This is a genomic window from Rhodococcus sp. NPDC003382 (assembly GCF_053589135.1).
On sequence record NZ_JBSFRH010000075.1, the window covers coordinates 1 to 24,806 of the forward strand.

At 68.7% G+C, this 24,806-nt stretch carries 22 protein-coding genes; 9 read left to right on the forward strand and 13 right to left on the reverse strand.

All coding sequences use genetic code 11. The features are described 5' to 3' along the window. Window positions 1-152: 152 nt before the first annotated feature. On the forward strand, window positions 153-1,028 hold the full coding sequence (locus ACWDUD_RS29410) for a fumarylacetoacetate hydrolase family protein (protein WP_450111624.1): 876 nt from the start codon (window positions 153-155) through the stop codon (window positions 1,026-1,028). Here ACWDUD_RS29410 and ACWDUD_RS29415 read toward each other — a convergent pair. The 6 genes from ACWDUD_RS29415 to ACWDUD_RS29440 all read right to left on the reverse strand — a co-directional run bounded on the left by ACWDUD_RS29415 (window position 1,022) and on the right by ACWDUD_RS29440 (window position 10,041). Then, the gene (locus ACWDUD_RS29415) at window positions 1,022-1,756 is read right to left on the reverse strand and encodes an ABC transporter ATP-binding protein (protein WP_450111625.1); all 735 of its coding nucleotides are present in this window, start codon (window positions 1,754-1,756) and stop codon (window positions 1,022-1,024) included. The two genes, ACWDUD_RS29410 and ACWDUD_RS29415, sit on opposite strands and share 7 nt — an antisense overlap. Continuing rightward, window positions 1,753-4,533: an ABC transporter permease subunit gene (locus ACWDUD_RS29420; RefSeq protein WP_450111626.1), complete on the reverse strand. Its 2,781-nt coding sequence runs from the start codon at window positions 4,531-4,533 to the stop codon at window positions 1,753-1,755. Before ACWDUD_RS29420 ends, ACWDUD_RS29415 begins: the two co-directional genes overlap by 4 nt. A gap of 65 nt (window positions 4,534-4,598) precedes the next feature. Then, window positions 4,599-5,846: an ABC transporter substrate-binding protein gene (locus ACWDUD_RS29425; protein ID WP_450111627.1), complete on the reverse strand. Its 1,248-nt coding sequence runs from the start codon at window positions 5,844-5,846 to the stop codon at window positions 4,599-4,601. 118 nt (window positions 5,847-5,964) lie between these two features. Beyond that, window positions 5,965-6,840, reverse strand: a complete 876-nt coding sequence (locus ACWDUD_RS29430; RefSeq protein WP_248673607.1) for an SDR family oxidoreductase — start codon at window positions 6,838-6,840, stop codon at window positions 5,965-5,967. Window positions 6,841-7,012: 172 nt separating this feature from the next. Beyond that, window positions 7,013-9,151, reverse strand: a complete 2,139-nt coding sequence (locus tag ACWDUD_RS29435; protein ID WP_450111628.1) for a S9 family peptidase — start codon at window positions 9,149-9,151, stop codon at window positions 7,013-7,015. Further along, window positions 9,151-10,041, reverse strand: coding sequence for a phosphoribosylaminoimidazolesuccinocarboxamide synthase (locus tag ACWDUD_RS29440; protein ID WP_197251839.1), 891 nt, complete (start codon window positions 10,039-10,041; stop codon window positions 9,151-9,153). Before ACWDUD_RS29440 ends, ACWDUD_RS29435 begins: the two co-directional genes overlap by 1 nt. A gap of 111 nt (window positions 10,042-10,152) precedes the next feature. Between ACWDUD_RS29440 and ACWDUD_RS29445 the strand changes: the two genes are divergently transcribed. Further along, window positions 10,153-11,574, forward strand: coding sequence for an MDR family MFS transporter (locus ACWDUD_RS29445; protein ID WP_197251849.1), 1,422 nt, complete (start codon window positions 10,153-10,155; stop codon window positions 11,572-11,574). Between the two features lie 60 nt (window positions 11,575-11,634). On the opposite strand, the gene ACWDUD_RS29450 is transcribed toward ACWDUD_RS29445, so the two are convergent. Beyond that, entirely contained in the window at window positions 11,635-13,203 is a 1,569-nt protein-coding gene (locus tag ACWDUD_RS29450) for an alpha/beta hydrolase (protein ID WP_450111629.1), read from the reverse strand. Between the two features lie 165 nt (window positions 13,204-13,368). Further along, window positions 13,369-13,590: a phosphopantetheine-binding protein gene (locus tag ACWDUD_RS29455; protein ID WP_197251837.1), complete on the reverse strand. Its 222-nt coding sequence runs from the start codon at window positions 13,588-13,590 to the stop codon at window positions 13,369-13,371. Between the two features lie 248 nt (window positions 13,591-13,838). Between ACWDUD_RS29455 and ACWDUD_RS29460 the strand changes: the two genes are divergently transcribed. The 4 genes from ACWDUD_RS29460 to ACWDUD_RS29475 are packed head-to-tail and all read left to right on the forward strand — an operon-like array spanning window position 13,839 to window position 18,094. Beyond that, window positions 13,839-14,960 carry an isochorismate synthase gene (locus ACWDUD_RS29460; protein ID WP_450111630.1) on the forward strand — a complete coding sequence of 374 codons (1,122 nt, stop codon included), beginning with the start codon at window positions 13,839-13,841 and terminating at the stop codon, window positions 14,958-14,960. Continuing rightward, window positions 14,957-15,727 carry an SDR family oxidoreductase gene (locus ACWDUD_RS29465; protein ID WP_450111631.1) on the forward strand — a complete coding sequence of 257 codons (771 nt, stop codon included), beginning with the start codon at window positions 14,957-14,959 and terminating at the stop codon, window positions 15,725-15,727. Before ACWDUD_RS29460 ends, ACWDUD_RS29465 begins: the two co-directional genes overlap by 4 nt. Before the next feature lie 22 nt (window positions 15,728-15,749). Beyond that, complete coding sequence (locus tag ACWDUD_RS29470) at window positions 15,750-17,399, forward strand: (2,3-dihydroxybenzoyl)adenylate synthase (RefSeq protein WP_450111632.1); 1,650 nt, start codon at window positions 15,750-15,752, stop codon at window positions 17,397-17,399. 26 nt (window positions 17,400-17,425) lie between these two features. Next, window positions 17,426-18,094 (forward strand): isochorismatase family protein, encoded by a 669-nt coding sequence (locus ACWDUD_RS29475; protein ID WP_450111633.1) that lies wholly within the window; start codon window positions 17,426-17,428, stop codon window positions 18,092-18,094. A gap of 1 nt (window position 18,095) precedes the next feature. Here ACWDUD_RS29475 and ACWDUD_RS29480 read toward each other — a convergent pair whose 3' ends face one another. After that, window positions 18,096-19,934: an ABC transporter ATP-binding protein gene (locus tag ACWDUD_RS29480; protein ID WP_450111634.1), complete on the reverse strand. Its 1,839-nt coding sequence runs from the start codon at window positions 19,932-19,934 to the stop codon at window positions 18,096-18,098. Between the two features lie 84 nt (window positions 19,935-20,018). On the opposite strand from ACWDUD_RS29480, the gene ACWDUD_RS29485 reads away from it, so the two are divergent. Together ACWDUD_RS29485 and ACWDUD_RS29490 are read left to right on the forward strand one after the other, a co-directional pair. Further along, entirely contained in the window at window positions 20,019-20,441 is a 423-nt protein-coding gene (locus ACWDUD_RS29485; protein WP_197257716.1) for a MarR family winged helix-turn-helix transcriptional regulator, read from the forward strand. Between the two features lie 194 nt (window positions 20,442-20,635). Next, the gene (locus tag ACWDUD_RS29490) at window positions 20,636-21,382 is read left to right on the forward strand and encodes a PE-PPE domain-containing protein (protein ID WP_450111635.1); all 747 of its coding nucleotides are present in this window, start codon (window positions 20,636-20,638) and stop codon (window positions 21,380-21,382) included. Window positions 21,383-21,386: 4 nt separating this feature from the next. On the opposite strand, the gene ACWDUD_RS29495 is transcribed toward ACWDUD_RS29490, so the two are convergent. Then, on the reverse strand, window positions 21,387-21,644 hold the full coding sequence (locus tag ACWDUD_RS29495) for a hypothetical protein (protein ID WP_197257715.1): 258 nt from the start codon (window positions 21,642-21,644) through the stop codon (window positions 21,387-21,389). A gap of 103 nt (window positions 21,645-21,747) precedes the next feature. On the opposite strand from ACWDUD_RS29495, the gene ACWDUD_RS29500 reads away from it, so the two are divergent. Next, window positions 21,748-22,236, forward strand: a complete 489-nt coding sequence (locus tag ACWDUD_RS29500) for a MarR family winged helix-turn-helix transcriptional regulator (RefSeq protein WP_197257713.1) — start codon at window positions 21,748-21,750, stop codon at window positions 22,234-22,236. A 92-nt stretch (window positions 22,237-22,328) separates the two neighbouring features. Here ACWDUD_RS29500 and ACWDUD_RS29505 read toward each other — a convergent pair whose 3' ends face one another. The 3 genes from ACWDUD_RS29505 to ACWDUD_RS29515 all read right to left on the reverse strand — a co-directional run bounded on the left by ACWDUD_RS29505 (window position 22,329) and on the right by ACWDUD_RS29515 (window position 24,654). Next, on the reverse strand, window positions 22,329-23,129 hold the full coding sequence (locus ACWDUD_RS29505; protein ID WP_248676597.1) for a family 1 encapsulin nanocompartment shell protein: 801 nt from the start codon (window positions 23,127-23,129) through the stop codon (window positions 22,329-22,331). Beyond that, complete coding sequence (locus ACWDUD_RS29510) at window positions 23,126-24,160, reverse strand: Dyp-type peroxidase (RefSeq protein ID WP_197257711.1); 1,035 nt, start codon at window positions 24,158-24,160, stop codon at window positions 23,126-23,128. The genes ACWDUD_RS29505 and ACWDUD_RS29510 overlap by 4 nt, the downstream gene beginning before the upstream one ends. A 74-nt stretch (window positions 24,161-24,234) precedes the next feature. Next, entirely contained in the window at window positions 24,235-24,654 is a 420-nt protein-coding gene (locus ACWDUD_RS29515) for an HIT family protein (RefSeq protein ID WP_197257709.1), read from the reverse strand. Window positions 24,655-24,806 lie beyond the last annotated feature (152 nt).

A 24,806-nucleotide genomic window follows, 5' to 3' on the forward strand; every position in this document is an offset into this window, starting at 1 on the left:
GAGGAGACCGAGGAGGTGACACCGGCCTTGACTGCCTGAGCCACCCACGAGGAATCACGCGACGACGTCGTACACCACCTCACGGGACTTGACCCACTCCGAGCCCGGTAGTGGTAGAAGTGCTTGTCTCGAGTCACCAAGGAGAACGAACCGTGCGCATCGCCAACCTCGACAACCGTGCCGTCCTCGTCGTCGGTGATCCCGGCGACGAGCGCGCAGTCGACATCGCCACCGCGTCCGACGGCAGGTTCGGTCCGGATCTGCCCTCGGTCTTCACGTCGTGGGACGAGGTGCGGGCCTGGGCCTCCGAGGTGGACCCGGCAGGCACGACCACGACGGCGATCGACCGCACCCGCCTCGGCGCCCCGTCGCCCGCACCGCGGCAGGTGTTCGCGATCGGACTGAACTATCGCGAGCACGCCGCCGAATCCGGTATGGAGGCGCCGACGCACCTGCCTCCGGTGTTCACCAAGTACGTCTCGTCGTTCTCCGGTCCCGATACCGAGGTCGTCATCCCGGACGGTGGCAACGTCGACTGGGAGGTCGAACTCGTCGTGGTCATCGGACGGCAGGGGCACCGGATCGCCGAGACCGATGCGTGGTCGCACGTCGCCGGCGTGACCGTCGGACAGGACATCTCCGAACGCGTGGCCCAGATGCGTGGTCCCGCACCGCAGTTCGGTCTCGCCAAGTCGTTCCCGGGCTTCGCGCCGCAGGGTCCGTGGCTGGTCACCCCGGACGAGTTCGCCGACCCGGACGATCTCGAACTCGGGTGCCGGATCGACGGCGACGAGGTCCAGCGGGGCCGGACGCGGGACATGATCTTCCCGGTGCCCGCCCTGATCGCCGCCCTGTCGGAGAACGTCACGCTGTATCCCGGAGACGTGATCTTCACCGGGACCCCTGCCGGCGTCGGTATGGGCCGCGACCCCCAGCGGTTCCTGCAGCCCGGCGAGACACTCGACACCTGGATCGAGGGCATCGGGGAACTGCACCAGCGATTCGTCGCGGCAGGGCGGCCTCAGTAGACGACCGAGTCCGTGCCTGCCGCATGCCCGAGATAGGCCCGCTCGAGCACGTCCGGTGCCGCGGCGAGGTCGGCCGCGGCGCCGGTCGTGGTCACCTCGCCGTGCCGGAGCACCAGTGCACGGTCTGCGACGGTGAGCGCCATGTGGACGTGCTGTTCCACCAGCACGGCGGCAACCTGCCGTTCGTCGACGAAGCGCCGGATCACCGGCAGCAGCGACTCGACGATCACCGGCGCCAGTCCCATGCTCAGCTCGTCGATCAGCAGGACCTTCGGTGCCTGCATGAACGCGCGCCCGATCGCGAGCATCTGCTGCTCCCCGCCGGACAGCAGGCCCGCCGACACGTCGAGCCGTTCGCCCAACTGCGGGAAGTAGTCGATCACCTCCGCGATCGTGGTGCCACCCGGCCTGCGCGCGAGGCGAAGGTTCTCGGTCACCGTCAGTCCGGTGAACAGTGCCCGATCGTCCGGGACGAGCACGATTCCGGCCTTCGATGCGGTTCGGGCGCTGCCCGGCTTGATCCGTACCCCATCGAGTTCGACCGTCCCGGCGAGGGGCGTCAGCAACCCGGCGAGGGTGATCAGCAAGGTCGTCTTGCCGGCCCCGTTGGGGCCGAGCACGGCCATGATCTCGCCGGGCCGTAGCTCGAAGCCGACATCGCGCACGCACGCCCTGCCCCGGCCGTAGCCCGCCGAGAGTCCGTCGCAGTTCATCATCGTCGTCGTCATGTGCCCGATTCCGCCTTGCTCTGGGTCGCACCGAGATACGCCGCGACCACGTCCGCGTTCGTCCGGATCTCGGCCGGGGTACCGTTCGCGATCACCCGGCCGAGATCGAGGACCACGATGCGATCGCACAGTTCGAGGACCAGGTCCATGTCGTGGTCGACGATGACGATCGTCACGCCCGCATCCCGGACCACTTTCAATTTCTCTCCGAGCCAACGACTCTCGGCACTCGCCAAACCTGCGGCGGGTTCGTCGAGCAACAGCACCTGCGGTTGTCCCGCCAGCGCGCGGGCCACCGAGACCAATTGCTTGCGTCCCTGCGACAACTCACCGACCGGGCGGTCGACCAGCGCGGTGAGACCGAGCATCCGGAACAGGGAGTCGCTCCATTCGACCGACTCCTTCCCACGTCGCCACCCGCCGGCGGCGAACGGACCGACGGCGACATTCTCCCGAACCGAGAGATCGTCGTAGAGCGACATGTCCTGGAACGTCCGGCCCAGTCCGAGCCGACTCCGCCGGTGCGGTGGAAGGTCGTCGATCCGCTTGTCCCCGAGCGCAACCGACCCTCCAGCCTTCGCGAATCCGCTCAACGCGTCGATGCAGGTCGTCTTTCCCGCACCGTTGGGCCCGATGAGTCCGACGATCTCGCCGGACCGCACTTCGGTGGCGAAGTCGGCCAGTGCAGTGACGGCTCCGTGGGTCACCGTGAGGCCGTCCGCGGCGAGGACCACCTTCCCGGCGGTGTCGCTGTCCGCGGAGACCGTGGGCAACTCCGCCCCGGACGCGGTCGCGCCGCTTCCGATATCGTCGAGATCTTCTGTCTTCGAGCCGGTTCCGGAACCGAACCGGCCTCGGAGCCGCTGCATCTGCACGACCACCTGACCGGCGATACCCTCGGGGTAACCGATCACCGTGAGGACCAGCAGGACACCGCCGATGAGCGCGTAGTAGTCCGCGAATCCCAGCAGCCGGTCCATGAGGACGAACACCACACCGCCGGCACCGAGCACCCCCGAGAGGATGCCACCGCTCACCAGCGTGACGCCCGCGATGTAGATCATCGCGAACATCGCGATCCCGCCGATGGTGGAGTACGACTCGGCGGTTGCCACCGTCTGCTGGTAGGCCATCAGGGATCCGCCGAGTCCGGCGATGAACGCGCCGATCGCGAACGCCGCGAGTTTCGTTCGCGCCACGTTGATCCCGGACGCGGCCGCGGCGCGCTCGTTGGCGCGAACGGCGAGCATGGCAGCACCCAACCGGCCCATTCGCAATTTGACCACCGCCAGCGCGACGATCACGAGGACGAATAGGCAGAGGAACCCGAACACCGTCCGCGGGTAGCCCGCCCCGGATCCGATCGACAGGTCGATTCCGAACAGGGTCGGTTTCGCGACCGGCGCTCCTCCCATTCCGCCGTTCAGCGCGGTGTTCCGGAACCACACGAATTCCAGGAACACCGCCAGGGCGAGAGTGACCACCGTGACCGGCAAGCCACGGATCCGGAGGGCGGGGAGCCCGACGATCACGCCGATCACCGTCGCCACCATAGCCGCGAGGATCGGCGCGATCGGGAACGGAATGCCCAGATCGACCGTCAACCGGCTCAACGAGAATGCCCCGACACCGGCCAGGGTCAGCTGGGCCAGCGAGATCTGTCCCGCGAAACCCGTCACCACGACCTGCGACAGCCCCACGACCGCGAGGATGATACTGATGATGACCGCCCCGCGGAAGCTTCCCGAGGTGAGAAGTAGCGCCAGGACCGCGACAACGACGCCGGCGATCGCCGGCAGCAGGATCTTCTGCGGACGCGGCGCCCGTCCCAGGGTGGACTTCACGATCGCACCACGTGTCGGCAGTGGTTTTCCCCGGAAGATGAGGAAGACGAGAATGAGTGCGAGCGGCACGAGTTCGGCCATTCCCGCCCGCGGGAACCAGTCCACCGTCGCCTGCAGGTGGGTCATCTCCGACTGCAACATCCCGATGGCGAAACCGGCGGCCACGGTCAGTCCCATCGCGGTGAAGTTCCCGACCAGCGCGGCCGCGAGTGCGGGAATCACGAAGAGCGTGTAGGACACCGGGACGAGCGGAACGATCGGCGCGATGAGGATGCCGCTGATGCCCGCCACCACGGTGCTCAGCGCCCAGTTGCCGAGGGCGATCCGGTCGGGTGAGAGTCCGGTGACGAGCGCACCCTTCTCCGATTCGGCAGCCGCGCGAGTTGCCAAACCGAAACGGGTGTAACGGAACAGAGCGACGAGAATCACCGTCATCGCGACGACGATCACCGCGAACCACAGACGATCCTCGGGAATCCGGACGCCGAGGAGCGTGACGGCACCGTTCGGCAAGATGGGCTTGACCGACACGGGTGTCGTCCCGACACGGATCGCCAGCAGCGCCTGGATGACCAGCATGACGCCGATCGACACCACCGCCTTGGCCACCGGGGGTGCGTTCCGCACGAGCCGGAACACGGCCGCGTAGAGGAACACTCCCAGCAGCGCCGCGATCAGGAGCGACAGGAGAGCCGCGGGGACGAATCCCCACGGCCCGCCCACGTCCACCGTCGTCGGCATTCCGGGAATCGGGTTGAGCAACTCACCTTTCCGGAGCAGCCCGTACGTGTAGGCCACGTACAGGGCGATCGCGCCGGTGGCGAAGTTGACCACGCCCGAGCTACGGAAGGTCATCACCAGGGCGAGCCCCAGCGCCGCGTACACGGCGCCGTTGCCCAACCCCAGTGCGAGGAAAGCGAAGTGCTCGGACATCACTCACTCGTTTCCCGGTGCCCGAACGGCACGTCGCGCCACGATGTGTTCCCTTACCCAGCGGGTCATCCGACGACGACCGGCGAGGTGACCTGGCCGCCCTCGGCAACAGTTGCCCGGATCATCTTGTTGCTGCACACGGTGGGCATCATCGGCATCGCCGTGCCGTCACAGGTGAACGTGATGCCGTCCGCCGCCGGCATGGGAACGTCCTTGGCGGTCTTGATCGCCTCGTTCACCGCGGCCGCGGTCGGTTCACCCTGCACACCCTGTGCGGCACGGATCAATCCGAGCATCGCCGCATAGCCGGTGCTCGTGAATCCACCGATCTCCACATCGGGGGCGTACTCATCCATCACCGCACGGTAGAGGACCGCTTCGGGCCCGTCGGAATCGATGTCGGCGCCGATGAAGACCAGCGACCCGTCGAGCGTATCGCCGACCGCGTCGACGACCGCGGGGTCGAGGCACGGCTGGATGACCATTTTCGCCTGGGTTGCACCGAGTGTCTGCAGGGACTTGAGCACGGACGTGCACATCGTCCCGTCACCGATCACCGCGACCGCCTCGGTCCCGTCCGCGAGCCCCGCGCTGACCTGCGGTGTGGAATCGGGAGTTCCGGGTGTCACCGGAGCGACCTGCAGCTCCACACCCGCCGCGTCGAATGTGCCCTTACCCACCGCCTCCGTCGAGGCGATCACCGTACCGGTGTCGATCACGTACGCGGCGACCTTCTTGTACCCCTGTTCGGCAGCGTATGCCGCCATGCCCGCGAGGGCACCCGGGAAACCGGGGCTCAGCACGTAGGTTCCGGGTGTCGTCAGCTCCGCGGCGCTCGTCCCGGAAGTCGTGAGATACGGGATGCCGGCCCCGGTGATGATCGGGACCATCGCGGCACCGTTTCCGGAGGTGGTGACGACGACCGCCGAGACGCCCTGCTCCACCATCTGGTTGGCACAGTCCTGGTTGGACGCCGGGTCCTCCTTGGCCGCACAGGAAACGACCTCGATCGGGTGCCCGGCGATGCCCCCGAGATGCGCATTGGCGTACTCGGCGGCCGCCTCCGCCGCCTGCCGGTTCTCCGGCATCGAAATCGCCGGTCCACCTTCGGGGTTGATCAGCCCGATCTTGATCGGTGTACCGGTGGCCGGGTTGTCGGCAAAGGCGCCCTCCGGCGCCTCGACCGAACTGCCACCCGAGTCCTCGGCACTGTCCGTGCCGCAGGCCGTCCCGGCGATCAGCGCGGGAATCGCGAGGAGCATGCCGGCCCGTAGGACCGAGGTTCGACCGGCGGATCTGCACGTCTTGGACATGAGGCTTCCATCCTTCGTTCACGACGCGGGCGTCGGATGCTGAGGTAGTGACATGGATCACACAAAGCTCGGCTGAGCGTAGGACGGGCGACGCACATGTGTCAATAGGACAGCCTAGTTATCTAGGTGCGATACCTGACGACCGAATCTCCACGCCGAAATCGGCGCGGTGGTCGCGCGCCCACTGTTCGAGGGTGCGGCCCGGCCGGCCGGTGAGGTCGGCGACGCCCGGGCGCACCGCGTCCGGGACCTCGACGGTGTCGCGCCAGTAGTCGAGGAGCATCCGCAGGATGCCGTCGTCGAGGAACTGCGCCGTCTCGGCGCGGAACTCGTCCGGGGAGATCTCGACCAGAGTGAGGGCGCGGCCCAGTCCGGCGCCGAGAGCCTCGACTTGCTGTGTGCGCGTGAGCGAGCGGGGACCGCTCAGCGCAACGGCCTGCCCGATCCAGCGGTCGTCGGTGAGGGCGGCGACGGCCGCATCGGCGACATCCGCCTCGTGGATCGGTGCCTGCGCGGAGCGCACGTACGGTGCCCGGATCGGCGCGCCGGACCGGATCGACCACGCCCAGGACAGCAGATTGGCCGCGAACGTGCCGGGGCGCAGGATCGTCCAGTTGTCGGTGCGCTCGGTCACCGCCGACTCGACCGCGCTGTGATGAACCTGGCTGGCGGACCCGACGTCACGCGGAAACTCCTGTGCCGCAGCGAGCGACGACAGCACCACGAACTTCTCGACGCCGTGCTCCACGGCGTCGTCCACGAACGCGTCGACGCCGGCCGCGGGAAACACGAACGCGCGGTCCACGCCGGTGAAGGCGGCCCCGGGGACTCCGCCCGGGATCGAGAGGTCGCCGCCGACGACCTCGACGGCGTCGGGCAGTGCAGCAGTGTCGGGGGTGCGGGTGATCGCGCGGACGGATTCGCCGCGCGCGAGGAGCGTATCGATGAGCAGGCGGCCGACGGATCCGGTTGCGCCGGTGACGAGGACGGTCATGGGGCTCTCCTTCGGGTCGGGCACCGACGGTTCGGTGCGCACGCCCACGATCTCCGCAATCGCGGACGAATCCCGTCCTCGTCCACCGTGACCGCGAAAAGGAACCGGCCGCCGCCGCGAAGATCGCGACGACGGCCGGTGCGGTGAACGAAACCGCTGGGGAACGAAACCCTCAGGGCCGGTAGGCCCCCGAGGTGGCGAGCACCCATGCGAACTCGAACGCGACCTCGCGCCACTTCTCGTAGCGGCCCGACACTCCCCCGTGCCCGGCGCTCATCTCCGTCTTGAGGAGCAGCGGCGCATCGCCGGTCTTGGTGGCGCGCAGTTTGGCGACCCACTTGGCCGGTTCGACGTACAGCACCCGGGTGTCGTTGATGCTCGTGATCGCCAGGATCGCCGGGTAGTCCTTGGCCTCGACGTTCTCGTACGGGCTGTACGAGCGCATGTACGCGTACACCTCGGGATTGTCGAGCGGGTTGCCCCACTCGTCCCACTCGATGACGGTCAGCGGCAGCGACGGATCGAGGATCGAGGTCAGCGGATCGACGAACGGCACGTTCGCGAGGATGCCCGCGAACAACTCGGGCGCGAGGTTCGCGACCGCACCCATGAGCAGACCGCCCGCGCTGCCGCCGTCCGCGACCAGACGATCCGGGGACGTCACCCCGGTGTCGATCAGGTGCTGCGCGCACGCGACGAAATCGGTGAAGGTGTTCTTCTTGGTGAGCGCCTTGCCGTTCTCGTACCAGTGCCGGCCCATCTCGCCGCCGCCGCGAACGTGGGCGACCGCGAACACCATGCCGCGGTCCAGCAGCGACAGCCGTGCCACCGAGAACCCGGGATCGATGCTGGCCTCGTACGAGCCGTAGCCGTAGAGCAGTGTCGGGGCGGGACCCTCGGGCAGGTCCTTGCGCTGCACGATCGACAGCGGAATCCGGGTGCCGTCTTCCGCGACCGCCCACTCCCGGCGCTGCTCGTACCGGGTGGGATCGAAGTCGCCCAGCACCGGTTGCGCCTTGCGCAGCAGCAGTTCGCCGGTGTCGACGACGAGGTCGTAGACCCGGCTCGGGGTGATGAACGACGTGAACCCGAGGCGGAGCGTCGGCTGGTTCCACTCGGGGTTCGCGCCCGGTCCGACGGAGAACAGTTCCTCGTCGAATTCGATCTCCGTGAAATCGCCGTAGCCGTCGGCCGTCAGCGGCCACACCGCGAGCCGGGTCAGCGCCTCACGCCGGTACCCGATGACCAGGTGACCCGCGAACGCGTCGACGTCCTCGAGCCGCACGTCGTCGCGGTGCTCGATGAGGGTGTGCAGCGCGGACGGATCGTCGACGGGCGCCTCCGCGAGCACGAAGTTCTCGGCCTTCACGCCGGCGGGATCGACGTCGTTGTGCAGCACGAGGAATCGGTCCTCACCCGCGACGACGGCGTGCTCCGCGCTGTACTCGACGCCCTCACGGCGTGGCAGCAGCACACGGAATTCGCCTGTCGGATTCTCGGATTCGAGGACCCACCCTTCGGTGGTGATCTTCGATCCGACCCAGATCATCAGGTACTTCTCGCTGCGGGTCGAGCCCACCGACACCCAGAACCGCTCGTCCGGTTCGTGGAAGACCTTCACGTCCTCGCTGCGGTCTGTACCGAGGCGGTGCCGCCACACCGTGTCCGGCCGCCACGACTCGTCGACGGTGAGATAGAAGACGTGGGTGTGGTCGATCGCCCACGTCGCGCCGGGCGCGGTGCCGGGAATCTCGTCGGGCAGCAGTTCACCGGTGACGAGGTTCTTGAACCGCAGCGTGTACCGCTCGTCGCCGACCACGTCGGTCGAGTAGGCGAGCAGCGTGCCGTCGTGGCTGATCGAGAACGCGCCGATGGAGAAGAACTCGTGGCCCTCGGCTTCGGCGTTGCCATCGAGCAGGATCTGCTCGCCGGGCAACTCGACGCCCGGCGCCGGTTCCGGCGGGGTCCAGTCGTCGGGGCCGGAGATCGGGCAGCGGCACTGGACTCCGTACTGCTTCCCCTCGGCGGTGCGGGCGTAGTACCACCAGTCGCCGAGCCGGGTCGGCACCGACATGTCGGTTTCCTGCGTGCGCGACTTGATCTCGTCGAAGATCTTCTCGCGCAGCGGCGCCAGGTCCGCGGTCTGCTGTTCCGTCCACGCATTCTCGGCCTCGAGATATGCGATGACGTCGGGGTTCTCCTTGTCGCGCAACCATTCGTACTCGTCGACGAAGGTGTGCCCGTGATGGGTGCGCTCGATCGGAACCTTCTTGGCGACCGGGGGCGCCGACAGGGGTGCCGACTCCGGCATCACTGCCCCCCGATCCAGTCGTCGAACGACAGCCCGGAGATCCGCTCGTAGGCCTCGATGTAGCGGGCACGGGTCTTGTCGACGACGTGCTGCGGCAGCGCCGGCGGCGGGGTGTCGGACTTGCGGTCCCAGCCGGATTCCGGCCCGGTCAGCCAGTTGCGGACGATCTGCTTGTCGAAGCTCGGCTGCACCTTGCCTTCCTCGTACTCCTCGGCGGGCCAGTAGCGCGACGAATCCGGGGTGAGCACCTCGTCGGCGAGCACCAGGTTGCCGGCCTTGTCGAGACCGAACTCGAACTTGGTGTCGGCGAGCAGGATGCCGCGCTCGGACGCGTACATCGCGGCGCGGTCGTAGATGTCGAGGGTGTCCTGGCGCAGCTTCATCGCGAGGTTCAGGCCGACCTTCTCGGCGACCTGCTCGAAGCTGATGTTCTCGTCGTGGTCGCCGAGGTCGGCCTTGGTGGCGGGGGTGAAGATCGGCTCCGGCAGGCGGCTCGCCTCGACGAGCCCCTCGGGCAGCTTCACTCCGCACACCGAGCCTGTGGCCTGGTAGTCGAGCAGGCCGGAACCGGTGAGGTAGCCGCGGGCGACGCATTCGACGGGCACCATCTGCAGCCGCTTGACGACCAGCGCACGACCCAGGAGGTCTTCGGGGATGCGTTCGTCGTCGGGTTCACCGGCGAGATGGTTGTTCGCGTCGAGCAGGTTGAAGAAGAACACGCTCATCGCGGTGAGGACCCGGCCCTTGTCGGGAATCGGGGTGGCGAGCACGTGGTCGTAGGCCGAGATCCGGTCGCTGGCCACGAGCAGCAGGTGCTCGTCGTCGATGACATACAGGTCGCGGACCTTGCCGCCGGCGAGGTGGGAGTAGGACTCGAGTGAAGGACGCACGATGTCACCCTAGTGCTCGCGGGCGACATCCACGCCAAGCCGGTGACAGATCTCCCATCCGTGACAATGGCGGAGACACTCGGACACGATCCGATCGACGACGGGAGCACGATGGCAGCGGGAACGGTACATGTGGACGTCGGGTTCCGGTCGGAACGCGGTCCGATCCTGCTGGCCCTGATGCTCGCGACCGCGCTGGTCGCGCTCGAGAGCACCATCCTCGCGACCGCCGTCCCCACGATCGTCGCCGACCTCGGCGGATTCACCCAGTTCCCGTGGTTGTTCTCGAGCTATCTGCTGACGCAGGCGGTGCTCGTGCCGGTGTACGGCAAGCTGTCCGACGTGTTCGGCCGCAAACCGGTCCTGCTGTTCGGGATCGCGGTGTTCGCCCTCGGATCGTTGCTGTGTGCGCTGGCGTGGAGCATGCCCGCGCTGATCGCGTTCCGGGCGGTGCAGGGCATCGGCGCGGGGGCGGTGCTGCCGATGGCGCAGACCATCGCCGGGGACATCTATACCGTCGCCGAACGCGCGAAGGCGCAGGGCTACATCGCCAGCGTGTGGGGAATGTCCTCGGTCGTCGGGCCCGCGATCGGCGGCATCTTCTCGGACTTCGCATCCTGGCGCTGGATCTTCTGGGTGAACCTTCCGCTGTGCGCGCTCGCGGCGTGGGTGCTCATCCGCAGCTTCGACGAGTCGCGGACGGAGGACCGGCCGGAACGTCGGCCGATCGACTGGGCGGGCGCGACGGTTCTGGCGCTGGCCGCCGGGCTGCTGATCCTCGGTCTGCTCGAGGGCGGCCAGTCGTGGGCGTGGGCGTCGGTGCCGAGCGCGGCGATCTTCCTGGCGTCGGCCGCGCTGTTCGTCGTGTTCGGCCTGGTGGAGCGACGTGCCGCGGATCCGATCCTGCCGGTGTGGGTGTTCACGCGGCGGGTGCTGTTGTCGACGAGCGCGGTCGCCGTGATGGTCGGCGCGGTGGTGATGGGCCTGACGTCGTATGTTCCGGCCTTCGTGCAGGGGGCGCTCGGGACCACGGCCCTGGTCGCCGGGTTCACCCTGGCGACGCTGACCATGGGCTGGCCGGTCGCGGCGTCGCAGTCGGGACGGTTGTATCTGCGCGTCGGGTTCCGGGTGACCGCGCTGATCGGCGCGGTACCGGCGATCTGCGGCACGGCCCTGCTGACGCGGCTCGACGTGCACTCGCAGATCTGGCACGTCGCGGCGTGCTGTGTGCTCATCGGTCTCGGGATGGGACTGATCGCCAGCCCCTCGCTGATCGCGGCGCAGGCGAGCGTCGGGTGGTCCGAGCGCGGCGTCGCGACCGGGGCGAACGCGTTCGCGCGCGGACTGGGCAGTGCCGTCGGGGTCGCGGTGTTCGGGGCGTTGGCCAACGCGGCGGCCGGGGGTACGGATGCCCCGGATGCCGGGCAGGTCGCCGCGTCGATCGATCCGGTGTTCTCCGCGGTGCTGATCGCGACGATCGCGCTGGCCGTCGCGGCGGCGACGATCCCGGGCCGCCCCGCCGACGCATCCTGACGCCGCAGCCCCACACGACCGGCGGTCGTGCGGGGCTGCATCGCCGTGGGTGGGAAGCGATCAGCAGGTGATGTCGCCGTCCGGCACGGTCAGGTCGACGAGGTACGAGACGACCGGGGTGTCGATGCACCACTGTCCGGTCAGCGCGACCCCGTGCTGGGTGCCGCGGTAGGTGACCAGGACACCGCCCAGCTGGTCCGCCAGATCGACGCCGGCCTGGTAGGGCGTCGCGGGGTCCTCCGTGGTGGACACCACCAGCACCGGTGCCAGTCCCGACACCTCGACGGTGTGCGGGGTGCTCGTCGGCGGCACCGGCCAGAACGCGCATGTGTCGAGCGGTGCCTGACCGGAACCGTAACCGTCGTCGAGGAACGGTGCGGCCTCGCGCAGGCGGGTGTCGAGTTCACCGAGCGCCGCCCGGTCGGTCGAGGCCGGATCGTCGACGCACCGCACGGCGGTCATCGCCTCGGCCGAGTTCGAGTAGGCGCCATCGGCGGATCGCCCCTCGTACAGGTCGGCGAGCATGAGCAGCGTGTCGCCGTTGCCCGCAGCCAGCTCGTCGAGCCCCGCCATCAGCGGCTCCCACATGTTCGGCGAATACAGACCCGCGATCACGCCCGTCATCGCATCCGAGTAGCTGAGGCCACGCGGATCCGCAGTCGCCGCCGGGCTGTCGACGAGGGGGTCGACGAGTTCCCGGAACCGCTGCACCGCCCCGGCGGGATCGTCCCCGAGCGGGCACCCGGCGAGTGTCGTGCAGCGCGTTGCGAACTCGTCGAACGCCTGCTGGAATCCGGCCATCTGGTTCAGCACCTGTTCGTCGGAATTCTGCTGGGGATCGAGGGCGCCGTCGAGGACCATCGCGCGCACGTTCTGCGGGAACTGCTCCGCGTAGGCGGTGCCGAGCCGGGTGCCGTACGAGTAGCCGAGGTAGGTGAGCTGCCGGTCGCCGAGCACCGCGCGGATGACGTCCATGTCCCGGGCGACATCCCGTGTGCCGACGTTCGCGAGCACGTCCGTGCCGGTTCGTTCGGCGCACTGTGCCGCGAACTCCTGCGCCTCCTGTTCTGCCTCGGCAATAGCCTCCGGGCTGCGGTCGAGATCGGCCTCGGCCCTGTCCTCGTCCTTCTCCTCGGGGGACAGGCACACGATCTGCGGGGTCGACGCTCCGATGCCGCGCGGATCGAACCCGATGACGTCGAAGTGCTCGGCCAGCGGCGTTCCGGTCCCCACCACTGCCATGCCGAGCCCGGAGGCACCGGGGCCACCGGGATTGACGAGCAGGGAACCGACCTTCTCACCGGTCGCCGCCATGCGGGACACCGCGATCTGCGCGGTCTGTCCCTGCGGATCGCCGTAGTCGACGGGAACGTTCACCTTCGCGCACTCGAGCGTGCTGAGGTCGGATCCGTCGGTGCTGAACCCGTCGCACGAACCCCACTCGATCTGCTGGGTGTAGAAGTCGTCCAGGCCGTCCGGGATCTCCCCGGCATCCGAGCGCACGTCGGGATCCGCCGCGGCGTACGGCGCCGTGACGACACCGGCGGTCAGGAACGCCGCGGTCGTCAGGATCGCCGCTGCAGCGGCCCGCCGTCGCGGACGCACCTCGGAGAACTGTGAAGCCACCATGCGATTCGCCTGCCCTTCAAGAGGTTCGGGCGGACCTGCCCGAAGGCCCGAAGCGGAGTCTTCGGGTCCTTCGAGCGTCGCGGCGAAGGGTGGGGCGAACCAGCAGCCCTGGGCGGAGACAGCGGTACCCTCTGCGTTACCGGGGAATCCCGGAACGTGAGACGGTCAGGAACGCGTGAGCAGCGTGCACCACTGGTCGAGATCGGGAGCGGACGCCAGCGACACGAAATCGATGTCGGCTCCGGCACCGCGCCAGTGTTCGACGAGCGCCATCAGACGCACCGAGTCGAGACCCTGGTCGACCAGGCTCGCCGTCGGGTCCAGCTCGTCGGGCTCCACCTCGAGAATCCGGGCGGTGTCGGCGAGAATCGTTCCCCGATCCAGCATGCTTCTCCTTCTGCTACGAATGCGCCGGCGCTGCCGTCACCGGCCCCCGACACCCGAGATATTTCGGTTAGGCTAACCGAAATCGAATACGGGTCAAAGCTCCCGTTCGCCCGACTCGACCCGGGCGAATGCGGTTCGACACCGACCCCGACGTGGCAGCACCAAAGGTTAGCCTAACCGTATATGTTCTTGTGTGGTCGTGTGCCCCACGCGATCGTCCACTTCACCGCTACCGAGAGGTGTGCGTCATGCAGGCACCGGCCCCCGCCGCGCAGGTCACCGGCACGGCCCCCTTCGCCCTGTCCCGCCCCCACGGCACGGTCGTCGCCGACGGCGTCGCCGAATCCTGGTCCCGCGTCGACGATGCCGCCGCGGCCCTGCGCGCGGGAACGGTCCGCGCCGTCGTCGGCGCACTGCCGTTCGACCCGGACCACCCGGCAGCCCTGACCGCCCCGCACACACTGACGCACACGCCCGCACCGATCTCCAGCCCTGCCGAGGCACTCCCCGCCATCGTCATCGACGCGGCACTGCCGTCCGAACGCGAACACCTCGACCGGCTCGCGACCGCCCTGACACGGCTGCGGTCGGACGACGAGCTCGCCAAGGTCGTTCTCGCCCGCGCCCTCGTCCTGCGTGCCGAACGTCCGGTCACCGCCGGGCAACTGCTGCACCGGCTGGCCGCAAACGACCCGAACGGCAACGGTTTCGCCGTCGACCTGAGCCCGGCGGGCGGAAGCCGGCGCGGACGGTACCTGGTCGGTGCCAGCCCCGAGGTCCTCATCCGCCGCCGCGGCGACCGCGTCACCGCGCATCCCCTCGCCGGGTCCGCGCCACGCCATTCCGATCCCGAGATCGACCGCAGAACCGGCGAGGCACTCGCCGCCTCCGCCAAGAACCTCGCCGAGCACGCACACGTCGTCGCGGACCTGCGCGCGAGCCTCGAACCCCTGTGCATCGACCTCGACATCCCGGAACGGCCGCAGCTGACCAGCACCCGGCAGCTGTGGCACCTCGGCACCCCCGTGTCCGGGCGCCTGCGCGACTCGTCCGTCACGGCCCTCGACCTGGCCGTCGCAGTGCACCCGACCCCCGCGATCTGCGGCACCCCCACGGTCGCCGCGCGCGAGGTGATCCGCGAACTCGAGGGTGACCGCGGCTTCTACGCCGGCGCGATCGGCTGGTGCGACGCCGACGGCGACGGCGAATGGATGGTCGCGATCCGGTGCGCCGTGCTGGACGCCGACGGCCGCACGATCACCGCGCACGCCGGTGGCGGCATCGTCGCCGCGTCCGATCCTCAGGACGAACTCGACGAAACCACAACCAAATTCGGAACCGTTCTCGATGCATTGGGGGTACACCGGTGAGCACACCCGTCAGTCTCGTCGTCGGCGCCGCGCAGGGCATAGGCCGCGCGACCGCCCTCACGCTCGCCGGGGCGGGGCATCGCGTCGTGCTCGCCGACCGCGACCCCGAAGGTCTGCGCAAGACCGCGGCGATGCTCGACGAACCCGCCCCCACCTTCCCCGTCGACATCCGCGACGCCGACGCCGTCGACTTCGCGATCGACACCGTCGAATCCGAGCACGGCCCCATCACGAAACTCGCACACGTCGCCGGTGTGTTCTCCACCGCCTCGATCCTCGACGGCGACCCGGACGAATGGCAGCGCATCTACGACGTCAACGTCACCGGCCTGGTGTCGGTGCTGCGCGCCGTCGGCCGGCGGATGCGCGACCGCCGAGATGGGTCGATCGTCGTGGTCGGCTCGAACTCGGCGGGTGTGCCCCGAATCGGCATGGGGGCCTACGGATCGTCGAAGGCCGCGGTGTCGATGATCGCGCGGGTCCTCGGACTCGAACTCGCCGAATTCGGAATCCGCGCCAACATCGTCGCGCCCGGATCCACCGACACCGCGATGCAGCGGTCGCTGTGGGCCGACCCGGACGACGACGCGGGCGCGCTCGGCGCGATCGCCGGTGACCCCGCCCAGTTCAAGGTCGGTATCCCGCTCGGCCGGATCGCCGAACCCGGCGACATCGCCGACGCGATCGAGTTCCTGCTCTCCGACCGCGCCCGGCACATCACCATGCAAGCCCTGTACGTCGACGGTGGCGCGACCCTGCGCGCCTGAGCATCCCCGAAAGGATCGTTTCGTGACATCCGGCCTGCGGCGCACCGCGCTCGCCGAAACCGCCCGCTACCCCGACGAATTCGCGGAGCTGTATCGAGGAGCGGGGTACTGGACCCCCGAGACGTTCGCGCAGTTCCTGCCGGCGCGTGCCGTTGAGTTCGGCGACCGGGTCGCCGTCACCGGACTCGATGCGCGCGGCGAACAGCGACGCCTGACCTACCGTGAGCTGGACGAGTCCGCGGCCCGGATCGCTTCGGGGCTCGCGGAACTCGGCGTGCACGCGGGGGACCGCGTGGTCGTGCAACTGCCGAACATCGTCGAGTACACCGAGGTACTGTTCGCGGTCTTCCGTCGGGGTGCGCTGCCGGTGTTCGCGCTGCCCGCGCACCGCGCCGCCGAGATCGGCTACTTCTGCCGGTTCGCCGACGCCGCCGCGTACGTCGTGGCGGCGGAGAACGGCGGATTCGACTACCGGAACCTCGCCCGCGAGGTGTGCGCGAGCCTGGACAATCCCCCGGCGGTCGTGGTCGCCGGTGACGCCGCGGAGTTCGCCGCACTCGACGCGCTGCGCGCGCACGAGCCGGCCCCGGCGGCGGAACTCGACCCCGAATCGGTTGCCTTCCTTCAGCTCTCCGGTGGCACGACCGGAACTCCGAAGCTGATTCCGCGGACCCATTCCGACTACCTGTACTCGGTGCGCGAATCGGCCCGCATCTGCGGGGTCGACGCCGACACGCGCATGCTCGTGGCACTGCCTGCCGCCCACAACTTCCCGATGAGCTCCCCCGGCATCCTCGGCGTGCTGCACACCGGCGGCACGGTGGTGCTGGCCCCGGATCCCAGCCCCGACACCGCGTTCGCGCTGATCGAACGCGAGGCGATCACGATGGCCTCGTTGGTGCCGCCTCTCGCCATGGCGTGGCTGTCGGCGCGGGCCCGTAGCGAGCGCGACCTGTCGTCCCTGCAGGTTCTGCAGGTCGGCGGCGCGAAGTTCCCCGCCGAAGCCGCCAAACGAGTGCGGCCCGAACTCGGCTGCACGCTCCAGCAGGTGTTCGGAATGGCGGAGGGACTGGTGAACTACACGCGTCTCGACGACGACGAGGACACGATCGTCACCACGCAGGGGCGGCCGATCAGCGTGCACGACGAGATCCGCATCCTCGACGACGACGACGTTCCCGTTCCCGTCGGCGCCACCGGGCACCTGCTCACCCGCGGCCCGTACACCATCCGCGGCTATTACAATGCCCCCGAACACAACTCGACGGCGTTCACCCCGGACGGCTTCTACCGCACCGGCGACATCGTCCGTCTCACCGAATGCGGCTACATCGTCGTCGAAGGCCGTGCCAAGGACCAGATCAACCGCGGTGGCGAGAAGATCGCCGCCGAGGAGGTCGAGAACCATCTGATCGCCCATCCCGCGGTGCTCGACGCCGCCGTCGTGGCGATGCCCGACCGGTACCTCGGCGAACGCACGTGCGCATTCGTTGTGACCGAAGGGGAAGCTCCGAAAGCACTCGAGCTCAAGGCTTTCCTGCGTGAACGCGGCCTGGCCGGATACAAGATCCCGGACAAGGTGCGTTTCGTCGACGCCTTCCCCGTGACCGGCGTCGGCAAGATCAGCCGGAACGAACTGCGGCGCGCACTGGCCGCGACCTTCGAGAACTGAACGCCCAACCCGAGAAAGCGACGCTCATGGCCCTTCCCGAGTCCGTGTCCTATCCGCTGCCCGAAGAACAGCCGACGAACAGGGTGGCCTGGACGATCGACCCCGAGCGTGCGGTGCTGCTCGTGCACGACATGCAGGAGTACTTCGTGCGCTCGTTCGACCGCTCCGCCGACCCCCTCGCCACGGTGGTACCGAACATCGACGGGATCCGCGACTCCGCGCACGCGGCGGGCGTTCCGGTCGTCTACACCGCACAACCCGGCAACCAGGATCCCGCCGATCGCGCTCTGCTGCTCGACTTCTGGGGTCCGGGTCTGACGGCCGATCCGGCCGAGACCGCGATCATCGACGACCTGGCTCCGCACGAGGACGACGTCCTGCTCACCAAGTGGCGCTACAGCGCGTTCATCCGCACCGACCTGCTCGAGCGGATGCGCGCGTGGGGCCGCGACCAGCTGATCATCACCGGGGTCTACGCGCACATCGGCTGCCTGACCACCGCGCTCGACGGATTCATGAACGACATCCAGGTCTTCTTCGTCTCCGACGGCACCGCCGACTTCTCGCGGCGCGAGCACACCGATGCGCTGAACTACGTGGCCTCGCGCTGCGCGGTCGTGCTGCCCACCGCCGACGTCGTCGACGCGCTGGCGTCGGCGAACGTCGCCGGGGACATGGCCGCCTCGCGGGCCTGACCTACGCGACTGCGGTGACGCATTCGTCGCGGCGCATCGCAAGCTCGGCGTAGCGGCCGTCGCGGGCGAGAAGTTCGTCGTGGCTGCCCAATTCGACGATCCGGCCGCGGTCGAGCACCGCGATCGCGTCGGCCGCCCGCACCGTCGAGAGCCGGTGGGCGACGGTGATGGTGGTGCGGCCGCGGCGCGCGGCGTCGAGTGCCTGCTGCACGGCCCGTTCGGTTTCGTTGTCGAGCGCGCTGGTCGCCTCGTCGAGCACCAGGATGCGCGGGTCCCGCAACAGCGTCCGGGCAATCGCGAGGCGCTGCTTCTCACCACCGGAGAAGCGGTGCCCGCGGGCGCCGACGAGCGTGTCGTATCCGTCGGGCAGCGACACGATCAGATCGTGGATCTGCGCGGCGCGCGCGGCGTCCTCGATCTCCGCGTCGGTGGCGTCGGGCTTGGCGTAGCGCAGGTTCTCGCGCACGGTCGCGTGCAGCAGGTAGGTCTCCTGCGAGACGACGCCGACGAGTGCGGCGACGTCGGAGAGCGGAAGGTCGCGCAGATCGACACCGTCGATCGTGACGCGTCCGGTCGTCGGGTCGTGGAGGCGAGCGACGAGCGAGCCGAGTGTGGTCTTGCCGGAACCGGTCTCACCGACGAGGGCGATCTGCGCGCCGGCCGGCACGTCGAGATCGATGTGGTCGAGCGCGGGACGGTCGGCACCCGGGTAGTACAAGCTCACGTCCTCGAAGCGCACCGCTCCGGCGACCCGGTCGAGGTCGAGCCGGACCGGATCGGCGGGTTCGTCGATCTCCACGATCAGGTCCAGGTATTCGAAGATCCGGCTGAACAGGGCCAGCGACGCGGTGACGGACACGCCCACGTCCAGCAGGCTCATGAGGGGGCGGAAGAGCGCGGCCTGCAGGCCGGTGAAGGCGACCAGGGTGCCGATGGTCATGCCGCCGGAGGTCGCGGGCAGGCCGGCCACGAGGTACAACACCGCGGGGATCGCCGCGAACACGATGTTCATGGTGGCCATGCGCCACCGGCCCGACAGCTGCGCGTGCACCTCGAGATCCGCGAGTTCGGCGGAGGTGTCCGCGAAGCGGCGGGACATGGACGGTCCGGTGCCGAGCGTCTTGGACAGGAGCACACCGCTGATGGACAGGACCTCTTCGATCTGGGTCTGCATGTCGGCGAGGCGGCGCTGCTGACGCGCGGTGACCTCGCGGCGCATCAGCGCGACCTTGCGGGTCAGCCAGATCGCGGGCGGCAGCACCACGAGCGAGAGCAGCGACAGCCGCCAGCTCAGTACGGCCATCGCGACGGCGGTGCCGACGACGGTGGTGATGTTGGCGGCGATCGACGTGGCCGTGGAGGTCACGACGTTCTGCATTCCGCCGATGTCGTTGGTCAGCCGGGACTGGATCTCACCGCCGCGGGTGCGGGTGAAGAAACTCAGGGACTGACGCTGCAGGTGGGCGAAGACGCGGGTGCGCAGGCCGTGCATGATGCGCTGGCCCACCGTGGTGGAGATCCAGGTCTGGGCGACGCCGAGCACCGAGGAGGCGACGGTCACCGCGAGCATGCCGGCGACGACCCACAGCAGCAGCGAGACGTTCTGTTCGGGGATGGCGTGGTCGATGGCCGCGCGGACGAGGAAGGGGCTGGCGAGGGAGATCACGGACGAGGTGACGATGAGCGCCACCACGAGTGCGATCTGCCAGCGGTAGGGCGCGAAGAGGGCACCGATGCGGCGCAGGCTGACGGGTGAGTCCTGAAGCTGGCGTCGATCGAGGGGGTCGACCTTGCCCCGTCGTCCGGGGCCGGGACCGCCGCCCGGGGGGAGGTGCATCATGTACACCACCTCCTTCTGAGTCGATGTAACGTATTGAGGTTGCCTCACTAAGAGGTAAACGTCAAATGCGGTACTCTTCATTCCATGGCCGATTCACCCGCAACGTTGCGTGATCTGCTGATCACGGCCACCCGCACGCTGCGACGACGCTGGCACGAGACCCTCGAACCGTGGCATTTGTCACCTCACGAGCACCGTGCCCTGCGCGTCGTCGGCGGCTCCGACGGATCCCCGCTGCGGCTCGGCGAGGTCGCCAAGGCGCTGCGGATCGTGCCGCGCTCGGCCACCGAGGTGATCGACCGGCTCGAGGCCCGCGGACTCACCGAGCGGATCCCCGACCCCGCCGACCGCCGCGCGGTGTGCGTGCAACTGACCGACGCGGGACGCGACCTCGCCCGGCAACTCGACGCGGCGCGCGACGCCGAAGCCGGCGAGTTCTTCGCCCCGCTCGACGACCACGACCGCGCCGAGCTCGCACGGATCCTGCGCAAGCTCGTCGAGCCCTGACGGGAGTTCGAGGTTCCCGCAATCCGGATGGACAACAGCGCGCGGTCGGCAGCGCGCCGCTGTCGTCCCGTTCGGCGGCTTGCGACGCCATGACCAGTGCCACACCCGTAATGGTTCATTTGGAGGACGAGGCCGGATCCCGAACCCCGGTACCCTGCGATTGTTCGATGGCTCGTGGTCTCAGGAGGTTCGGCATGGTCGGCTCACCCGAATCGGTTCGTCGCGGCTTCGGCCTGGTCATAGCGGCCCTCGCGATCACCACGATGTCCGCCCTCCTGACGTCGCCGGCCGCCGGCGCGGCACCGGACGAAACCGGCTCCTGCCCAGAACGTTTCGTGCTCGCGGTGGACGGCACCAAGAACGTCGATTCCATCGATTCCCTGGACCCGGAGTCGCCGCTGGCGCAGATCTCGGAGCGCTACCGGCAGCCGGGCACGATCGTCGAACACATCCGCTATCCCGCGGTGGTCGTGCCGGTGCCGGACTCCGGTTCCAGCAAGGGCTCGGACGGCATCGCCTACGACGAGTCGAAAGCAATCGGCAAGAGCCGGTTGCGCGAGGCGATCACGCGGGAGCACGCGGTGTGCCCGAACTCGGAGCTCGTCGTTCTCGGTTACTCGCAGGGGGCCGCGGTCGCGGGCGATGTCCTGGCCGAGATCGCGCACGACGGTTCGGTTCCCCCGGACCGCATCCGGGGTGTGCTCTACGCGGATCCGCGCGACGAGAACGGCGTCGAGTCCCAGTTCCCCGGACAGGTGGCCCCGGGCATCACGCTCACGGGCGGACGCCACGATTTCGGTGACATCCGGGTGGACCGCGTCTGCCTCGCGGGCGATGCGGTGTGCGACGCCCGGACACCGGAGGACAGCGAGCACTGGCTCATCGAGGACCTCGCCGGATACCTGCTCCTGCACACCGAATATCCCGACTACGTGCGCTGACGGCCTACATTCGCCGCACCAGGGAACCGCCCCGGCGGCGATCGTAGGTGATGCCGCACCGGTCGACGACCTGACCGAGCGTCACGTGGCAGTCGTCGCTGTCGAAGGCCCGCGAGAAGCGGCCGTCGGGACGCACCCACACGCGAATCGCAGGCGCCGTCCCCGAGGAGGCTAGCAGGTATTCGTCGCAGCCGTCGGCGGCCACGGACACCCCGCGCACGGCACCCTGGGCAAACGCGAGTTCGATGAGGTCGTCGATCATGCGATTAGGCTAGCCTAATCTAATCCCCGGTGGGGGTGCTACGTCGACGACGACAGATCGAGCCTCACAAGTTCGTGCACTAACTGTTGGTATCCTCGACGAGATGAGTTCCGACGCCGCCGCTCCGTTCACACCGACCCGCGCGGACGATCCCTTGGCCCTCGACCGTCAGGTGTGCTTCGCGCTCGCCGTGGCCAATCGCGCAGTACTCGCGGTCTACCGGCCGATCCTGGAGCCGCTGGGACTGACCCATCCGCAGTATCTGGTGATGCTCGTCCTGTGGGAGCAGGCACCGCTGTCCGTCAAGGAGATCGGGCGGGTCCTGCAGCTCGACTCGCCCACCTTGTCGCCTCTGCTCAAGCGTCTGCAGGCGCTCGGCCTGATCACGCGCACCCGCAGCACCGCCGACGAACGGCAGCTCGTCGTCGACCTCACCGACGAGGGTCGCGCGCTGCGGAGCCGCGCCGAGGCCGTGCCCGGTACCGTCGTCGACACGCTCGGTGTGGACATCTCCGAACTCGAGGAGCTGCACGCCGTCCTGAGCCGCGTCAACGCGGCAGCGTTGAAAGCCGGTGCGCTGCAACACAAGTGATGCCCACCCGGTAGGCAGTGGCGCAAACCACCGAACGGCCGGTCGCGCGCGGCCGGCTGCGCGCGACCGTTCGACGGTTCGGTGCCTACGAGTCAGGCGGTGCGGAGCGCGACGGACGCCTCGCCCGTGTAGACGAGGAACGTCAGCGATTCCTGGAAGTACAGCTGCACGGTCTCGGCGTCGTGCGACAGATACCCGATGGACAGGTCCTGACCGATCTGCAGGTCGAAGTCGCCGCCGCGGGTGCTGAGCACGAACGCGCCGTCGATCGCGGGAGCCCAGATGATGTCGCCGTCGATGAGCCGGCGGATCTGCTCCCGGATCGGGTAGCCGTGATCGGCCGTCTCGCTGACCTTCGTGAACTCGTCGGCACCGAGCAGCACCGAGTACGGGCCGCCGACACCGGCGAGACGCAACTGCGACAAGGCCTGGCTGATCGCCTCGGGAATGTCGCGCGGATCCTCCGGCAGGTTCAGCGCCGGATTCGACGAACTCGCGCGGATCCCTTCGATCCCGGCCGCCGCGTAGCCCTCGAAGATCGCGCGGTCCTCCGCGAACGCGATCTTCTTCGCAGCCTCCTTCACCGGATCCCAGTCGGAGTCCTGCGCGCCGCGCTCGACGTTGTCGATCTCCTCGCGGGATAGCGTGAACGGCACCCGCAGCTCGACGAGCGGCGCGACCCGGTGCCGCCGCGACTGCACACCCTCGGCGGGAGCAGCGATCGTCTCGGTGCGCCCCAGCCCGACCGCGGCGAAATCGACGCCGTGCGGGCCGGAGAAGTCCACGACCGTGCGGCCGGCGACGTGCCGCTTGAAGGTGCGGATCGCCTCCTCCTCGATCGACGCCCACGCGGCATCGGTGATCGGGGCGAGATCGCGGTAGAGGTTGTTCATCGCGTCGAACTCCTTCTGAGAGTGCCTATTCCGAGTGATCCGTCGCCCGGTGTGGTCGAACGCCCGTCGACGGGCTCCGGACCCGCTTCGGCGTTCACGGTGCGGCGCGGTGCGGGAAGATCCTCCAGGAACTCGGCGGACGGGCAGAAGAACAATCCGCCGGTGACCGCCGTGGAGAAGTCGAGAATCCGATCGTGGTTGCCCGGCGGATTGCCGAGGAACATGTTGCGCAGCATCTGCTCGGTGACGTCCGGCGTGGCCGCGTATCCGATGAAGTAGGTGCCGAATTCGCCGCTGCCGATGCTCCCGAACGCCATGTTGGCGCGCACGATCTGTCGTTCGTTGCCGTCCGCATCGGTGACGTTGTTGAGCGCGACGTGCGAGTTCGACGGCTTGACGTCGTCGTCGAGTTCGATGTCGTCGAGTTTGGTCCGGCCGATCACGCGTTCCTGCTCCTCGACCGGCAACGCGTTCCAGGCCTCGAGGTTGTGCAGGTACTTCTGCACGATCACGTAGCTACCACCGGCGAACTCGGCGTCCTCGTCGCCGACGAGAGCCGCGGCGACCGCGTCCTCGTCCTCGGGGTTCTCGGTGCCGTCGACGAAACCGAGCAGGTCGCGACGATCGAAGTAGCGGAAGCCGTGCACCTCGTCGACGAAGGTCGCCACCGGGCGCAACCTGTCGTCGATCTTGGCGGCGAGCTCGAAGCACAGGTCCTGAGAGGAGGCCCGGATGTGGAAGAGCAGGTCGCCGGGTGTGGACGGGGCACGGTGCACTCCCCCGTCGAGTTCGACGAACTCGTGAAGCTCGGCCGGCCGCGGGCCGTCGAACAGCCGGTCCCACAGTCGGGAGCCGATGCCCACGACGCAGGACAGACCACCCTCGGGGATCCGGAATCCCACCGCGCGGCGCAGAGCCGCGAGGTCTTCGAGCAGGTCACGAACGTCGGATTCGCCACCCTCGTCGACGGTCGCGACGAGGAAGATCGCCGCCTCGGTGAGCGGCGTCAGGATCGGTTGCGCACGGGCCACAAGAGCACCGTAGATCACCGGGTCGGACAAATCCCGTCGCAACCCGCCGTCCGGTCGACCCGACGGTGCCGCCGCTACCGCGACAGAGCGTCGCGGATCGCGGCGGCAGTACCGTCGAGCACGGTCCGGTTCGGACTGCGGGGTACCGCACGCAGACCGAACCCGTCACCGTGCCTTCGCGGAATGACGTGCAGGTGGACGTGGAAGACCTCCTGCCCCGCGGCGGTGCCGTCGGCCAGGAAGAGGTTCACGCCGTCGACGGGCAGGTCGCCGGAACGCAGCGCGATGGCGATGCGCCGGCCCGCATCGAAGATGCGCGCCCCGTCCTCGGGGTCGAGTTCTGCCAGACCCGATGCGTGACGCTTCGGAACGACCAGCAGATGTCCGGCCGTGAACGGCCGGATGTCCATGAACGCGATCACGTCCGGCTCGTCGAGCACGACGCTTGCCGGAGCCTCACCTGCGACGATTGCGCAGAAGACGCACGAGGTCATTACCGCGTATCCACGACCGGTGGAGCCGGCAGGCTCACAACAGTCGACGAGAAATCTGATACTCCGTCATACTCTCCGATTCTTCCTGTTGCCTTGCTGCGTGTCCCGGAAAGAGCGGGATCGGCACGCACCGCAGGGCCGGTCACCGCATC

Coding starts and splice junctions, on each gene's coding strand:
- ACWDUD_RS29415 (WP_450111625.1), bottom strand. CDS start 1,756: ATGACGACGACGATGATGAACTGCGACGGACTCTCGGCGGGCTACGGC.
- ACWDUD_RS29420 (WP_450111626.1), bottom strand. CDS start 4,533: ATGTCCGAGCACTTCGCTTTCCTCGCACTGGGGTTGGGCAACGGCGCC.
- ACWDUD_RS29425 (WP_450111627.1), bottom strand. CDS start 5,846: ATGTCCAAGACGTGCAGATCCGCCGGTCGAACCTCGGTCCTACGGGCC.
- ACWDUD_RS29430 (WP_248673607.1), bottom strand. CDS start 6,840: ATGACCGTCCTCGTCACCGGCGCAACCGGATCCGTCGGCCGCCTGCTC.
- ACWDUD_RS29435 (WP_450111628.1), bottom strand. CDS start 9,151: ATGCCGGAGTCGGCACCCCTGTCGGCGCCCCCGGTCGCCAAGAAGGTT.
- ACWDUD_RS29445 (WP_197251849.1), top strand. CDS start 10,153: ATGGCAGCGGGAACGGTACATGTGGACGTCGGGTTCCGGTCGGAACGC.
- ACWDUD_RS29450 (WP_450111629.1), bottom strand. CDS start 13,203: ATGGTGGCTTCACAGTTCTCCGAGGTGCGTCCGCGACGGCGGGCCGCT.
- ACWDUD_RS29455 (WP_197251837.1), bottom strand. CDS start 13,590: ATGCTGGATCGGGGAACGATTCTCGCCGACACCGCCCGGATTCTCGAG.
- ACWDUD_RS29460 (WP_450111630.1), top strand. CDS start 13,839: ATGCAGGCACCGGCCCCCGCCGCGCAGGTCACCGGCACGGCCCCCTTC.
- ACWDUD_RS29475 (WP_450111633.1), top strand. CDS start 17,426: ATGGCCCTTCCCGAGTCCGTGTCCTATCCGCTGCCCGAAGAACAGCCG.
- ACWDUD_RS29480 (WP_450111634.1), bottom strand. CDS start 19,934: ATGATGCACCTCCCCCCGGGCGGCGGTCCCGGCCCCGGACGACGGGGC.
- ACWDUD_RS29485 (WP_197257716.1), top strand. CDS start 20,019: ATGGCCGATTCACCCGCAACGTTGCGTGATCTGCTGATCACGGCCACC.
- ACWDUD_RS29490 (WP_450111635.1), top strand. CDS start 20,636: ATGGTCGGCTCACCCGAATCGGTTCGTCGCGGCTTCGGCCTGGTCATA.
- ACWDUD_RS29495 (WP_197257715.1), bottom strand. CDS start 21,644: ATGATCGACGACCTCATCGAACTCGCGTTTGCCCAGGGTGCCGTGCGC.
- ACWDUD_RS29500 (WP_197257713.1), top strand. CDS start 21,748: ATGAGTTCCGACGCCGCCGCTCCGTTCACACCGACCCGCGCGGACGAT.
- ACWDUD_RS29505 (WP_248676597.1), bottom strand. CDS start 23,129: ATGAACAACCTCTACCGCGATCTCGCCCCGATCACCGATGCCGCGTGG.
- ACWDUD_RS29515 (WP_197257709.1), bottom strand. CDS start 24,654: ATGACCTCGTGCGTCTTCTGCGCAATCGTCGCAGGTGAGGCTCCGGCA.